Here is a 14,116-nt window from a genome sequence, read left to right on the forward strand (position 1 = left end):
GCCATGCCAGCCCCAGCCCCGGAGGCCATGCACATGGAACCGTCCATCCGGTCCGTGACCCCAGGCGTCGCACGCCGCGCGGGTCACCGACGCCACTCCTGGGCGCGCCACCGCGCCCTAGTCCTCGGCGCGGTCGCCGTCCTGTCCGCCGCCCTGTTCGGCATCGCCGTCGCGCAGACCGCCCAGGCGGGCACCGTCGGCGCCGGCAGCTACCTCGACAGCCTGCCCGCGGGCCGCTCGCTGCCCGTCGGCTGCGGATCGCTGTCGACCAACCCGCGGCAGTACGTCACCGCCAACGCCCCGGCCGGCGGCGTGCCCACCAACGACTGGTGGTCCTCGCTGCTGTTCAAGAAGTTCGACTGCAGCTACAGCGAGCCGCTGCACGCCCACCCGATCTCCTACGACACCCTCGCGGGCGGCCTCGGGTTCTCCTACAACACCACCGCCGCGATCAGCGGCAGCGCGACCGGTCCCGGCGAGTTCCACTACCCGTACGTGCAGGACATGCTCGTCGGCGTGGCCGGGCTGAACTCCCCCGACACCAAGGTCGACGGGTGGAGCGACTGGACCGTGACGCCGTACTGGAGTGACGGCGCGCGGACCATGAAGGCCACCATCGGCCACGGCCTGCCGTTCGCGTACTTCCAGATCACCGGCGGCAACGCTCAGCTGACCACGGCCGCGACGCCGACCGTATGGTCCAACAGCGGCGGCCAGATCGGCTTCAACGTCAACGGGCGCGACTACGTCGCGTACGCCCCGACCGGCTCGACCTGGACCGTCAGCGGCACGTCGATCAGCTCGACGCTGAACGGCCAGGGCTTCTTCTCGGTCGCGGTGCTGCCCGCCGGAGCCGACCGGGCCGCGCTGGCCACGACCTACGGCCAGTACGCCCACGCGCACGTCACCGGCACCCGGGTGTCCTACAGCTACAACCAGGCCGCCAGCACGCTGAACACCACGTACACGTTCACCACCACGGCGCGGCAGGGCTCGCAGACGGCCACCGTCGCGGCGCTGTACCCGCACCAGTGGAACAGCCTGACCGGCGCGTCCCCGCTGGCGAACACGTACACCAGCGCCCGCGGCCAGATGAAGATCCTCACCGGGATCGGCTCGTTCACGACCTCGATGAAGTACACCGGCGTGCTGCCGGAGATCCCCGCGGTCGCCGACAGCTCCGGCGCGGACCTGACCACGATCACCAACTACCTCAACGCGGTCGCGGGCAACCCGGCCGACTTCCGCGGCGACGACACCTACTGGACCGGCAAGGGCCTGGGCCGGGCGGCGCGCATCGCCGAGATCGCCGACCAGCTCAACCTGACCTCGATCCGCGACACCGCGCTGAGCACCATCCGCACCCGGCTCAACGACTGGTTCACCGCCTCGGCGGGCAAGACCACCCGGGTCTTCTACTACAACAGCGCCTGGGGCACCCTGCTCGGCTACCCGGCCTCGTACGGCTCCGACCAGGAGCTCAACGACCACCACTTCCACTACGGCTACTACGTGGCCGCCGCCGCGACGCTGGCCAAGTTCGACCCGACCTGGGCCACCAGCAGCCAGTACGGCGGCATGGTGGACCTGCTGATCCGCGACGCCAACAACTACGACCGCACCGACACCCGCTTCCCGTACCTGCGTGACTTCGACATCTACGCCGGTCACGACTGGGCGGCCGGGCACGGCGCGTTCGGCGCGGGCAACAACCAGGAGTCCTCGTCGGAGGGCATGAACTTCGCCAACGCCCTGATCCAGTGGGGCCAGGCGACCGGCAACGCCGCCGTGCGCGACGCGGGCATCTTCATCTACACCACGCAGTCCGCGGCGATCGCCGAGTACTGGTTCGACGTGCGCAACCAGAACTTCCCGGCCGCCTTCGGGCACAACACGGTCGGCATGGTCTGGGGCGACGGCGGCGCATACGCGACGTGGTTCTCCGGCGAGCCGGAGATGATCCAGGGCATCAACATGCTGCCCATCACCGGCGGCCACTTCTACCTCGGCGACAACCCGGCGTACGTGTCGACCAACTACAACGAGCTGGTCACCAACAACGGCGGCGCGCCCACGGTCTGGCAGGACATCCTCTGGGAGTTCCTGGCCCTGGGCAACGGCACCACGGCGCTGAACAACTTCAACGCCAACAGCGGGTTCACCTCCGAGGAGGGCGAGTCCAAGGCGCACACCTACCACTGGATCCGCAACCTGGCGGCGCTGGGCAACGTCGACACGTCGATCACCGCCAACCACCCGCTGGCCAAGGTGTTCAACAAGTCGGGCGTGCGCACGTACGTCGCGTCGAACATCGCCAACACCGCGATCACGGTGACCTTCTCCAACGGCACCACGCTGAACGTGCCCGCCTGCAAGACGGTCACCTCGGGCGCGTTCACCTGGACCGGCGGCAACGCCTGCGGCGGCGGCAACCCGTCGCCGTCGAACCCGCCGTCGTCGCCGCCCGCCTCGCCGAGCCCGTCGCCGTCGGCTCCGCCGTCGCCGAGCCCGTCCACCTCGCCGAACCCGCCCGGCAACTTCGCCGCCACGCGTTACCTGGTCTCCGGCGGCGGCCTGCCCGGCACCGCGGGCGGGGCGGGCACGGCCACCGTGGTCGCGGCCAACGGCAACTGGGACGGCGTGCCCACCAACCCGCAGGTGTTCACCGCCGCCGGCCTCAACGCCACGCACAACGGCGGCGCCACCAACTTCGACATGTACGTCGACGCGGGCGCAGGGGTCGGCAACGCCACCCAGGTCCGGGTGTCGTACGACTTCACCGGCAACGGCAGCTGGGACCGACTGGAGACGTACAACTATTTCCCCACCGACCCGGTCGCCGGCTACGAGCACTACACCCACGCGTCGGGTGTGAAGACCACCACCGGCTCGTTCGCCGCGCTGGCCAACGGCTCGGTCCGGGTGGAGGTGTGGAGCGCCATCGGCAACGGGGCGACCACCCTCGGCATCGGCAACCAGTCCCGGGTCGTGCTGCCCTACACCGGCACCACGAGCCAGCCCTCGGTCAACGTGGCGCTGAACAAGCCTACGCTGGTATCCAGCACCGAGAACGCCACGTTCCCGGGCTCGGCGGCCGTGGACGGCAACGCCACCACCACCCGCTGGTCCAGCGCGTTCAGCGACCCGCAGACGATCCGCGTCGACCTGGGCCAGACGTACTCCATCAGCCGGGTGCGCCTGGTCTGGGAGGCCGCCTACGGGTCGGCATACCAGATCCAGACCTCGCCCGACGGCAGCACCTGGACCACCATCCGGTCCGTCACCGGCGGTGACGGCGGCGTCGACGACCTCACCGGCCTGACCGGCTCCGGCCGCTACGTCCGCGTCAACGCCACCACCCGCGCCACCGCCTGGGGCTACTCCCTCTTCGAATTCGAGGTCTACGCCCCCTGACCGCTGAAGTGAAGTGCAAGGAAGGGCACCTTCTTATCGCTCCGCGTATAAGAAGGTGCCCTTCTTAACGCCCGCCGCGACGCGGCTGGGCTTGCCCGCGATGATGCGACGCTGAGGGCACCGTGACGCCCTGGTCGGAACCTGTTGTCACCGCTCCCCGACACAGGAGGAACCATGAACAAGCTCCACCGGGCCGCAATGGTGATCGCTGCGTTCGCGATCGTCGGCCTCACCGCCCCGGCCGCGCCCGCCGCCGCGGCGGAGCCGGTCGACAAGCACTGCGTCGCCCGCGCCAACGTGGCCGAACCGCAGGCGATCTGCTTCGACACCTTCGACAAGGCGCTGCAGTTCGCCAGCGGCGGCGTGCTCTACGACCTGCCCAAGGGCAGCAGCGTCGCGGCGAAGGTCGACGCCCTGAACGCCAAGTTCGGCGTCAACGTCGTCAACACGGTGATCAGCATCGAGTACACCGGCAGCAACCACACTGGCTCGGACCTGATCTGGGTCGGACAGTCCGGCAACTGCAGTACGTCGACCGGCAACACCGACTACACCATCTCCAGCATGCCCGCCGGCTGGGACAACGTCATCACGTCGTACAGGGCCTACGCCAACTGCTGGATCAAGCACTTCGAGAACACCGGCCACGGCGGCGCGGTGGTCGGCTACGAGGGGGCCCGGTCGTACATCGGCGGGGCCTTGGACAACCGCACCAGCTCGCAGCGCTGGAGCTGACCGTCGCAGCAGATTTCCGGGGCAGCTCCGCCGTCGCGGAGCTGCCCCGGCTCAGTACGACGGATGCACGGCCACGACCAGTGCGGTCGCCGCCCAGTCGGACAACTCATCTCCGTCCCGCCAGCGCTGGTAGCGGGCGGCGAGCCGCGTACCAGATTTCGACGGCGTGCCACCGGCCGGTGTTGCGGCCGACGGTGCTCGGGTAGCCGTATTCGCTGCTCTCAGCCATGCATCCGATCTTGCAAGGTGAAGCATGCTTGAGGTCAAGGCGCTGTGACCCGGAACAACACCACGTCTCCGAAATGGTCGGTGCACGCCTGCGGGTAACGGCGGCGCAGCAGCGACCCGAAGAAGTCCGGACTGGTCAGTGCGGGGACGTCCGCGGTGAACGCCTTCTCCGCCGGGCTGCCGGTGTAGACCAGCACCACCTCGCGCGCCTGGCGCAGCGCCAGCCGCAGGAACCGCGACAGCTCCCGCTGCTCCATGAACCGCCACACGTCCACGCTCACCACCGTGCCGAACGTGCCGTCCGGGTACGGCGACCACACCCCGAGCAGGTGCAGGTTGGTCTCCGACTCCGGCCGCCCGTGGTCGTAGGTCACCGACCCCTCCCCGAGCGCCACCCCTTCGGTGCCGAACGCCTGGCACAGCACCGCCCCGGCCAGCTCGGCGGCCAGCAGCGGCGACACGTCCGGCAGCCGGCCGAGCCCCAGCTCGGCACAGCACGCCAGCGCCCGGCGGTAGTGCCGGATCTTGCGGGTGACGTCGCTCGGCGCGGGCATGTCGACCAGCTCCGCCGCGAGGCTGCGATGCCTGCGCCGGAACAGTTCCAGGTTCTCCTGGTAGTCGCCCGCCAGGTTGGTCAGGTCGCGCACCGCGGGCACGTGGAACCCCGCGGCCAGGCCGTCGTAGCCGAACCCGGCGTCGCCGAGCACGTGGTGGATCCGGTACGCCAGGTCGGTGTCCTCGAAACCCCAACGCGCCCCGTACGCCTCGTCGAACAGGCCCGCGTCGAGGACCGTCTGCCGGGGCATGGACACGTTGTTGGTCAGCGCGAACACCCACGGCGCACCGGCCAGCCACTGCTCCGGCTCGCTGTCGCGGCCGGGGACCCGGAACCGGAAGTCCTCGTGCACCGGCCGCACCAGGTCGAGGGTGAGCGGCTCACCCGCCTGCGCGGCCGCGAGCACCGCCCAGTCGCCCTCGTAGCGCTTGCCGATCAGCACGGAGGGTCCGTCGCGCCCGTCGTGGAAGGCCAGGTGCCTGGCCAGCAGGTGCGGCTCGGCCAGCACGTCGCTGTCGAGGAAGCAGAGCAGCTCACCGGCGGCCAGCCGGACCGCCTGGTTGCGCGCCGCCGCCCGCCCCAGGTTCGCGGGCAGGCTGTCGAACCGGAACCGGAAGGGGTACGCCGCGGCGGCGAGTTCGGCATACGGCAGCGGATCGGAGCCGTCGTTGACCACGACGACCTCGAACAGGCCGGGGTCCAGGGTCTGCGTGCGCAGCGTGGACAGGGTCAGCGCCAGCGTGTGCGCGTCGCCGAACGTCGGGATGAGCACACTCAGCCGCGGATCTCCGCCGGACATGTCACTCCTTCAGCGGCGGGGCCGCGCTCTCACGGGGCTTACCGTCCGATCCTGAAGGTTTCGGGAGAGCGCTTCAACAACAACTCAGCCAGTGGAACATGTCGATAGGTCGACATCGAAAACCGTTTCGCGGGCAGGACCGCCCGGTGCTACCTTGACGGCGTGATCTTCTCGTCGTGCCAGGTGATGATGCCCCGCTTCCGGGGCTGCTGACACGCGCGTTCACGACCGCGAGGCCCGAGTCCGGGGCCTCGGCACGGGTCGACGCTCCGGCTTCATCTCAAGCCAGGAGGAAACGATGACCCGCTTCTATCTCACCACCACCATCCCGTACGTCAACGCCGCCCCGCACCTCGGCTTCGCCCTGGAGGCGGTGCAGGCCGACGTGCTCGCCCGGCACCGGCACGCCGTCGGCGACGAGGTCAGGCTGCTCACCGGCACCGACGACAACTCACTGAAGAACGTGCTCGCCGCAGAGCAGGCGGGCGTGGGCGTGCAGGAGTTCGTCGACGCCAACGCGGCCGCGTTCGCCGGGCTGCGCGAGCCGCTCGCGCTGTCGTACGACGACTTCATCCGGACCAGCCGCGACCCGCGCCACCGGCCGGGCGTCGAACGGTTCTGGCGGGCCTGCGCGCACGACCTCTACCGCGACACCTACACCGGCCTGTACTGCGTGGGCTGCGAGCACTACCTGACCCCCGATGAACTCGACGGGGCGGGGCACTGCCCCGAGCACGGGGTGCCGCCGCAGCGCGTCGAGGAGCGGAACTGGTTCTTCCGGTTGTCGAAGTACGCCGCGCCGCTGCGGGAGGCGATCACCGGCGGGCGGCTGCGCATCGAGCCGGAGTCGCGGCGCAACGAGGTGCTCGCGTTCATCGACGCCGGGCTGCGCGACTTCTCGATCTCGCGATCACAGCAGCGGGCCCGCGGCTGGGGCATCACCGTGCCCGGCGACCCCGACCAGGTGATCTACGTCTGGTGGGACGCGCTGGGCAACTACCTGACCAGCCTCGACTACGGCGGCGGCGGGGAGGCGTACCGCGCCTGGTGGGAGGGCGCGGACCGGCGGGTGCACGTGATCGGCAAGGGCGTGCTGCGCTTCCACGCCGTGTACTGGCCGGCGATGCTGCTGTCCGCCGGGCTGCCGCTGCCCACCGACATCCTGGTGCACGACTACCTCACCGCCGACGGCCGCAAGATCAGCAAGTCGTCCGGGGCGACCGTCGACCCCGTGGCGCTCGCCGAGACCTACGGCACCGATGCGCTGCGGTGCTGGCTGCTGCGCGAGGTGCCACGGGTCGGCGACGCCGACTTCACCGTCTCCCGGCTGGTGGCCCGCGCCAACGAGGACCTCGCGGGCGGCGCGGGCAACCTGGTCAACCGGATCGTCACCATGGCCCACCGCTTCCGCGCCGGCCGCGTCGACCTCACCGTCCCCGCCGCGGCGGACGCGAAGGACCTGGTCGCCGCGTGTGCGGACGCGCCCGCCCTGATCGCGGCGGCCCTGGAGGACTTCGACTTCCGCCGCGCCACGGCCGCCGCCTGGGCCGTCGTCGAGGAAGCCAACCGCCACATCGACCGGATACGCCCCTGGGACCTGGCCAAGGCCGAACGCGGCGGCGACCCCTCTGCCGGACCACAGCTCGACGCCGCCCTGTCCGTGCTGCTCGGCGCGTGCCTCACCTTCGCCGACCTGCTGGCCCCGTTCCTACCCGGCGCATCCGCGCTGATCACCGCCCAGTGCACCGCCGCCCCCGACGGCCCCCTACCGCCGGTCACCCCGCTCTTCCCCCGGCTGGAGTCCCCCTGACCCCCACCCCGGCCCCACCCACGCCCCACACGCCCCACCTCGTTGATCATGAACTTATGGCACGGCTCGACGGCGAGTCCTGTCCACAACTTCATGATCGATCCACCGGTCCGGTGCCCGCGGAAAGGGTGGGGCGTGGAGCGGGCCGGTCAGGAAGTGACCGACCGGTCGGCCAGGCGGGGGAAGGCACTGAAATCGACGGGCGGGTCACGGAGATCGCTGTTTCCGGTCAGAACCTTCAGTAAGACCACAGATCTTGACCGGAAACAGCGATCTCCGCCCGGCCGCCGAACAACGCGCAGATCGATCATGAAGTTGTGGGCACGACACGCCGCCGAGCCGTGCCATAAGTTCATGATCAACGCGGGGGCGGGGGGGGCATGGGTCGGGGCTGGGCGGGGTATGCGGCGGGCATGGGCGAGATCCGGGTGGGGACCGCTTCGTGGACCGACAGCACCCTGCTGGCGTCGGGGTGGTATCCCGAGACGGCGAAGACGCCGGAGGAGCGGCTGCGGTACTACGCGCGCAAGTTCCCGCTGGTGGAGGTGGATGCGACCTATTACGCATCGCCGGCGCAGAGCACGGTCGAGCTGTGGGCGGCGCGTACGCCGAAGGACTTCGTGTTCAACATCAAGGCGTTCAGCATGCTCACGGGGCATCCGACCAAGGTCAGCGCGCTGCCGAAGGACCTGCGTCCGGAGACCGACAAGCCCAACGTGTACCCGGACGGGCTGCGGCCGCAGGCCTACGAAGAAGTCTGGAGCCGGTTTCTGTCCGCGCTGGATCCGCTGGTCGAGGCGGGCAAGCTCGGCATGGTGCTGTTTCAGTTCCCGCCGTGGTTCACCATCCGGCGCGACAACAAGCAGTACCTGATCGAGGTCGCCAAGCGCTGCGCGCCGCTGCGGGTGGGCATCGAATTGCGCCACGAGTCGTGGTTCAAGGACGACAACGCCGCCGAGACGCTGGACTTCCTCCGCGAACATCGGCTGCCCTACGTCTGCGTGGACATGCCGCAGGGGCACAAGAACTCGGTGCCGCCCGTGCTGGCCGCCACGGCCGACCTGGCCGCGGTGCGCTTCCACGGCCACAGCGACAAGTGGACCAGCAGGGACATCCACGAGAAGTTCGGCTACCTGTACTCGCCGCGCGAGCTGAAGGACTGGGCGCCGAAGCTGCGCGAGCTGGCCGGCGAGGCCGAGCAGACCCACGTGCTCATGAACAACTGCTACTCCGACTACGCCCAGCGCAACGCGTCCCAGCTCATCGACCTGCTCGGGGCGAAGTGACCATAGGGGCGCCATGCAAGGAGTTGACGAATGTCGGTTAAGAACAGAATGTGCACAGTGTAAAATCCTTAGATCTATGATAGACAATGTCCTATGGACATTGCCTTCGCCTTCGACGAGGCATACGCCGACCACGCCCAGGTCGCCGTCGAATCCGTGCTCGACTGTCACCCCGGGCGCGACGATCTCACGTTCTGGCTGCTCACCACTGCTGACGTCGCCAAGGAGCGGGAGCCCGCGCTGCGCCGGCAGCTCGCCGGACGCGGCAGGCTGCGGCTGCTCACCACCGGCGACGACTTCCGCGACCTGCCCGTGGTCGACGAGGACTGGCTCGCCTACGTCAGCACCGGCATGTACCTGCGCCTGCTCCTGCCCGACCTGATCGGCGACCAGGCGCGGCGGCTGCTCTACCTCGACGCCGACGTGCACGTCTGCGGAGACCTGTCACCACTGTGGGAGATCGACCTCGGCGACGCGCCGCTGGCCGCCGTACGCGACGCGTTCACCGCCACGTTCGCCACGCACGGCGGCGTGCCCGGGTCCAGCCCGGAGCACGACCCGGACGCGCCCTACTTCAACTCCGGTGTGCTGCTGATGAACCTGCCCGTGTGGCGGCGCGAGCGGGTGTCGGCGCGCTGCATGGACTACCTGGCCGCGTACGCCGGCCGGTTGCGCTTCCCGGACCAGGACGCGCTCAACCTCGTGGCGTACGGCCGCTGGCTGCGCCTGCCGCACCGCTGGAACAACATGCGCAGCTTCCTGCTCGAACAGTCCCCGCAGCCGGCCGACGCGGACGTGCGCATCATGCACTTCGCGGGCCCCCGCAAACCGTGGACCGACGGCTTCCGGCCCGGCTTCCGCCAGCAACGCCACCGCGCGCTGTCCGCCAGGGTGGCCGGCTACGCGTAGCGCGCTCAGTGGCCGAGGATGCCGCGCACGCCGTGGCTGATCAGCAGGGCCCCGAAGACCACCAGCAGCCCGGCCATGACCAGCAGGTGGTGCTTGGACAGCCAGTTCTTGAGCCGGCCCAGCTGCCGCGCGGCGCGGTCGCCACCGGCCAGGTAGAGGACCACGGGCACCGCCACCGGCAGGCACGCCACCACCGCGAAGACGCTCAGCGCCACCATCGCGGCGACCGTCGACGACGCGGCCAGGCTCTTGGCGGCGGCCACGCACAGGGCGAAGTTCTTCGGGTCGACGCCGTACATCAGCAGCGCCAGGACCGCCGCCTTCACCGGTGACCAGCGGTCGGCGCTCGCCATCCACTTCGGCATGGCGTGCTGCCCGTTGCTGCGGCGATGCCGGACGACGTGCAGGTATGCGGCGAACAGCAGCACCAGCCCCAGCCCGATGCGCACGACCTGCGAGAGGGTGCCGCCCTGGTGCTCGCCCTCCAGGTAGCCGTAGCCGGTGAGGATGTAGACGGCCGCGCCGACCGCGATCACCCCGGCCAGCGCCCCGGCCAGGAAGGCGGGCCCGGCGATCCGGGCCCGGTCGGAGAACAGCACGAGGATCACCGCGATGATCGGCAGCGGGCTCGCCGCCACCCCCAGCGCGTACGGCACCACCCCCGCGACCGCCCCGCCCACACCACCATCCTGGAGGGACTCCGCCCTGGCCGCAGGCGGTTCCCTCTGACGATCTTGCAGGTCAGAGGGCGGAGACGGCGGTGACCTTCCAGGTGCCGCCGGTGCGGACGAGAGTCAGCACGACGCGGTTCTGGTCGACCTTCTCACCGGTGATGTTCACGTTGCGGCGGTACTGATTGACGAACAGCAGCAGCTCGACGCGGTCGGGGGCGGCGGTCACCACGCTGACCCCGGTGACCTGCGCGGTCACCACGGCCTGCTCCTTGACCGCGGCCTCCTTGAGCGAGGCGGTGGTGCGGGCGTACTCGTCGGCGAACGTGCCCGCCGCGAACGAGCGCCCGCTCGCCGCGCTCTCGTCGAAGGTGCGGTAGTCGTACGAGAACAGCGCCACCGCCGCCGCCGGGGCCACGGCCGCGCACTCCCGCGCGGCCGCCTCCGCCTCGTCCGCCCGCCGCTGATCGAACCAGAGGAACCAGCCGACGCCCACGACGACCGCGATCGCCAGGGACAGCGCGAGCACCGCCCGCCGCGGGCGGCGCGCCGGCTCGTCGCGGGACTCGTCGCCCGGCACGTCGTCGAGGTGCACGTCCGTCACGGCCATGTCCATGGTCACCGTCTCTCCCCTATCCCACGAACTGCAGCTTGGCGACCAGCCACGTGCCGCTGCCCGCGTCGCGGGCCAGGTCGAGCTGGATGCGGTAGTGGGCCACCCGGCCCTCGGGCGCCTTCACGTTCTTCACGGTCGCGTCGGCGGCGACCAGCACCACGGCCGAGTCGGCGTCGGCGGACACCAGCCCCGCCCGCAGCGCCGAACCGGTGGACTCGACCTTGTTCTCCAGCACCGCCGCGCGTACCGCGGGCATGCCCTGCTGGAACTGCTCGCCGAACTCGCCGGTCGCGGCGACCGCGACCCGGGCGAGGTCCTGGTCGATGGTGGCTGCGCTGACCGACACGAAGTCCACGACGAACTGCCGGGCCGCGGCCACCGCCTGCTCGCGCACCCGCTCCTGCTGCTGCGCCTCGTACCGGCGCCAGCCGAGCCAGCCGGCCGCGCCGAGCGCCACCACCAGCAGCGCCACCAGCACCGTGGTCAACCTGTGCCTCATCGTCGTCTCCTCCATCGGCCGGTCAGGGCGCGAGCCCGTTGAGCAACAGCAACTTCCAGGACTGCCCGCCGGCCGTCGCGGCCTGCCCGCCGGTGCCGCCGAACTGCAGCGGCAGCCCGTCCGGCCCGATCACCAGCCCGGTCACCGGGTCGTACCCGGCGACGGTGGTGCCGGGCGCCGGCGCGATGGGGCTCGCGCCGGCGCCCGGGCCCGCGGGCGCCGCACCCGCGCCCAGAGGCGCGGGGGACGGAGGGGCACCACCCCGCGGGGCTTGAGTGGAGCTGCGTACGCCCGAACCGCGTCCCAGCTCGGCGTTGGTGCACCGTAGGGACTGTCCGGACTTCGTGTAGTTGCACGCGGGCGGATCCCCCACGTTGAGCACCAGGCCCAGGTGGGCCGTGCCGTCGCCGGGCGCGACGGTGAACCCGCCGGCGACGACCAGCGGGTACGTGACCAGGATCTGCTCGATGCCGTTCAGCCGCCGCACGGCCACCCCGTTGACCATGATCAGGTTGCCGAGCAGCGGACCGAGCGACGGGTCCAGGTCGCGCAGCAGCGCCAGCAGCTCCGCCGAGGCGGGCGGGCCGTTGGCCAGCAGGCGGCGCAGGTCCGGGTCGGCGGCGCGCACCGTCGCCGACAGCTGAGCGAGCGCCTGCGCGAACCGCCGGATCTCGTCGGCGGAACGCGCCTGGGTCTCCAGCACGGTGGCCGCGTCGCGGATCAGCGCGAGGGTCTGCGGTAGGTACCTGTTCGCGTCGGTGAGCAGGGCGTCGCTGGAGTCGAGCAGGGTGCGCAGCGCGCTCTCGTTGCCCGCGAACGCCGTGCCCAGCTCGTCGACCAGCACCCCGAGCTGCTCCGGGTCGACGGAGGCGACCAGCGCGTCCAGGTTCGACAGCAGCGTCTCCACCGGCAGCGGCACCCCGGTCCGGTCGGCCGGGATGACGTCGCCGCCGGCCAGATACGGCCCGGCGTCGGTGTTCGGGCGCAGGTCGACGTACTGCTCGCCGACGGCGGAGCGGTGCGCCACCACCGCGCGCAGGTCGGCCGGCACCCGCGTGTCGCCGTCTAGACGAAGATCCACGCGCACCCCGTCGCCGTGTAGCCGCACCGCGTCGACCCGGCCCACCGGCACTCCGCGGTAGGTGACCGAGGCGTTGGCGAATATCCCGCCCGCCACCGCGAAGTCGGCATGCACGGTGTACTTGCCGGTCAGCCCGTCGCCGAGGCCCACGTACCGGACCGCGACGTAGCCGACGCCGAGCACCGCCACCAGTGCGAACACCAGCAGTTGCAGCCGCGCGAGCCGAGTGAGGATCATGCCTGACCTCCGCCGGCGGCCAGGCCGCCGGCCGTCGGGAACTCCCCTGCGGCGGTCAGCAGTTCGTGGAGGCCACCGCTGACGCGGACCACCTCGCCGGTCGCCGGGTCCCAGCGGCCGTCGCGGCTCGCGGCCAGGCCGAGCGGCAGTCCGGGCAGGCCCGGCAGGATGCCGCTGGGCAGGATCCCGCTCGGCAGCGGAAGCGGCAGCGACGGCAGCGGCAGCGCCGGCAGGCTGGGCAGCGGCAGAGGCAGCTCCGGCAGCGGCAGGCCGGGCTTCGTCGGTGTGCCCGGCGTGGACGGGCCCGCGGCCAGAGCGTTGGCCAGGATCGAGGCGGCGTCGAGGTCGAGCGTGGCGTGCAGGCGTACGAAGTCGCCGGCGATCGCCTTGCCCGCGTTCGGCGGGAACGGGTAGGACAGCGCGAAGTCCAGCCCGCGCGGCAGCGCGTCACCGGCCTTGACCAGCTGCTCCAGCAGCGGTTGCAGGGCGCGCAGCGAGCGCAGCGTGTCGTCGCGGCTGTCGGCGATGACGCGTTCGCCGACCGCGCCCAGGTCCCGCAGCGCGGTCAGCATCGCGGTCAGCTGCGGGCGCTGCTCGGCCAGCACGGTCAGTCCCGGCTCCAGCGCGTCGACGGCGTCGGCCAGCGTTCCGGTCTGCTCGGCCAGCCGCGCGGAGAACCGGTCCAGCGCCTCGATGGCCCGGACGATGTCGTTCTTCTGCGCGTCCAGCCCGGCCACGAACCGGTCCAGCTCGCGCAGCGCGCCCTTGGCGTCGCCCTCCCGGCCGGACAGCGCCTTCGTGACCTCCGCGTTGATCGTCTTGAGCTGCCCGAGGCCGCCGCCGTTGAGCAGCAGCCCCAACGCGCCGAGCACCTCCTCGACCTCGGCCCCGCGCCGGGTGCGGGCCAGCGGGATGGTGTCCCCGTCGGACAGCGTGCCCTGGGCCGCCTCGCCCTGCGGGCCGGCCAGCGCCACGAACTTCTCGCCGAGCAGGCTCGACTGCCGGATCGCCGCCGTCGCGTTGTCGGGCAGCGCGACCGTGTCGGCGACGTCCAGCCGCACCACCGCGGTCCAACCGCGCAGCTCGATGCCGGCGACGCTGCCGACCGTCACGTCGTTGACCTTCACCGCGGCCTGCGGCACCAGGTCGAGCACGTCGGCGAACTCGACGGAGACCTGGTAGGACGGCCCGTCCGGCCCGCCACCCGGCAGGCCAACGTCACAGCCCGCCAGCAGCGCCGACGCCGTCAGGGCGGTCACCGTCCGAATCCCGGCC

At 71.2% G+C, this 14,116-nt stretch carries 12 protein-coding genes; 5 read left to right on the top strand and 7 right to left on the bottom strand.

What is annotated here, in order from left to right:
• Positions 1–54 precede the first annotated feature (54 nt).
• Together AB0B66_RS26785 and AB0B66_RS26790 are read left to right on the top strand one after the other, a co-directional pair.
• On the top strand, positions 55–3,414 hold the full coding sequence (locus AB0B66_RS26785) for a glycosyl hydrolase (RefSeq protein ID WP_360535062.1): 3,360 nt from the start codon (positions 55–57) through the stop codon (positions 3,412–3,414).
• 174 nt (positions 3,415–3,588) lie between these two features.
• Positions 3,589–4,149, top strand: coding sequence for a hypothetical protein (locus AB0B66_RS26790; protein WP_360535064.1), 561 nt, complete (start codon positions 3,589–3,591; stop codon positions 4,147–4,149).
• Between the two features lie 106 nt (positions 4,150–4,255).
• Here the strand turns inward: AB0B66_RS26790 and AB0B66_RS26795 are convergent, their stop codons facing one another.
• Positions 4,256–4,378 (bottom strand): hypothetical protein, encoded by a 123-nt coding sequence (locus AB0B66_RS26795; protein WP_360535066.1) that lies wholly within the window; start codon positions 4,376–4,378, stop codon positions 4,256–4,258.
• Between the two features lie 34 nt (positions 4,379–4,412).
• Complete coding sequence (locus tag AB0B66_RS26800) at positions 4,413–5,732, bottom strand: glycosyltransferase family 2 protein (protein WP_360535068.1); 1,320 nt, start codon at positions 5,730–5,732, stop codon at positions 4,413–4,415.
• A gap of 298 nt (positions 5,733–6,030) precedes the next feature.
• On the opposite strand from AB0B66_RS26800, the gene AB0B66_RS26805 reads away from it, so the two are divergent.
• From AB0B66_RS26805 to AB0B66_RS26815, 3 genes are all read left to right on the top strand, one after another.
• Positions 6,031–7,542, top strand: coding sequence for a methionine--tRNA ligase (locus tag AB0B66_RS26805; protein WP_360535070.1), 1,512 nt, complete (start codon positions 6,031–6,033; stop codon positions 7,540–7,542).
• 413 nt (positions 7,543–7,955) lie between these two features.
• Positions 7,956–8,828 carry a DUF72 domain-containing protein gene (locus tag AB0B66_RS26810; protein ID WP_360535072.1) on the top strand — a complete coding sequence of 291 codons (873 nt, stop codon included), beginning with the start codon at positions 7,956–7,958 and terminating at the stop codon, positions 8,826–8,828.
• A 93-nt stretch (positions 8,829–8,921) separates the two neighbouring features.
• On the top strand, positions 8,922–9,737 hold the full coding sequence (locus AB0B66_RS26815; RefSeq protein WP_360535074.1) for a glycosyltransferase family 8 protein: 816 nt from the start codon (positions 8,922–8,924) through the stop codon (positions 9,735–9,737).
• A gap of 5 nt (positions 9,738–9,742) precedes the next feature.
• Here AB0B66_RS26815 and AB0B66_RS26820 read toward each other — a convergent pair whose 3' ends face one another.
• The 5 genes from AB0B66_RS26820 to AB0B66_RS26840 form a co-directional block, all read right to left on the bottom strand.
• A complete protein-coding gene (locus AB0B66_RS26820; protein WP_360535076.1) occupies positions 9,743–10,417 on the bottom strand; it encodes a GAP family protein in 675 nt (224 codons plus the stop codon).
• Positions 10,418–10,478: 61 nt separating this feature from the next.
• Entirely contained in the window at positions 10,479–11,030 is a 552-nt protein-coding gene (locus AB0B66_RS26825; protein WP_360535078.1) for a hypothetical protein, read from the bottom strand.
• A gap of 10 nt (positions 11,031–11,040) precedes the next feature.
• The gene (locus tag AB0B66_RS26830) at positions 11,041–11,523 is read right to left on the bottom strand and encodes a hypothetical protein (RefSeq protein ID WP_360535080.1); all 483 of its coding nucleotides are present in this window, start codon (positions 11,521–11,523) and stop codon (positions 11,041–11,043) included.
• Positions 11,524–11,545: 22 nt separating this feature from the next.
• A complete protein-coding gene (locus tag AB0B66_RS26835) occupies positions 11,546–12,841 on the bottom strand; it encodes an MCE family protein (RefSeq protein ID WP_360535082.1) in 1,296 nt (431 codons plus the stop codon).
• The gene (locus AB0B66_RS26840) at positions 12,838–14,100 is read right to left on the bottom strand and encodes an MCE family protein (protein ID WP_360535084.1); all 1,263 of its coding nucleotides are present in this window, start codon (positions 14,098–14,100) and stop codon (positions 12,838–12,840) included. The genes AB0B66_RS26835 and AB0B66_RS26840 overlap by 4 nt, the downstream gene beginning before the upstream one ends.
• Between the last annotated feature and the right edge of the window lie 16 nt (positions 14,101–14,116).

The organism is Catellatospora sp. NPDC049111 (assembly GCF_040648615.1).
Classification (GTDB): domain Bacteria; phylum Actinomycetota; class Actinomycetes; order Mycobacteriales; family Micromonosporaceae; genus Catellatospora; species Catellatospora aurea.

Coding starts and splice junctions, on each gene's coding strand:
- AB0B66_RS26805 (WP_360535070.1), top strand. CDS start 6,031: ATGACCCGCTTCTATCTCACCACCACCATCCCGTACGTCAACGCCGCC.
- AB0B66_RS26800 (WP_360535068.1), bottom strand. CDS start 5,732: ATGTCCGGCGGAGATCCGCGGCTGAGTGTGCTCATCCCGACGTTCGGC.
- AB0B66_RS26830 (WP_360535080.1), bottom strand. CDS start 11,523: ATGAGGCACAGGTTGACCACGGTGCTGGTGGCGCTGCTGGTGGTGGCG.
- AB0B66_RS26795 (WP_360535066.1), bottom strand. CDS start 4,378: ATGGCTGAGAGCAGCGAATACGGCTACCCGAGCACCGTCGGCCGCAAC.
- AB0B66_RS26810 (WP_360535072.1), top strand. CDS start 7,956: ATGGGCGAGATCCGGGTGGGGACCGCTTCGTGGACCGACAGCACCCTG.
- AB0B66_RS26790 (WP_360535064.1), top strand. CDS start 3,589: ATGAACAAGCTCCACCGGGCCGCAATGGTGATCGCTGCGTTCGCGATC.
- AB0B66_RS26835 (WP_360535082.1), bottom strand. CDS start 12,841: ATGATCCTCACTCGGCTCGCGCGGCTGCAACTGCTGGTGTTCGCACTG.
- AB0B66_RS26815 (WP_360535074.1), top strand. CDS start 8,922: ATGGACATTGCCTTCGCCTTCGACGAGGCATACGCCGACCACGCCCAG.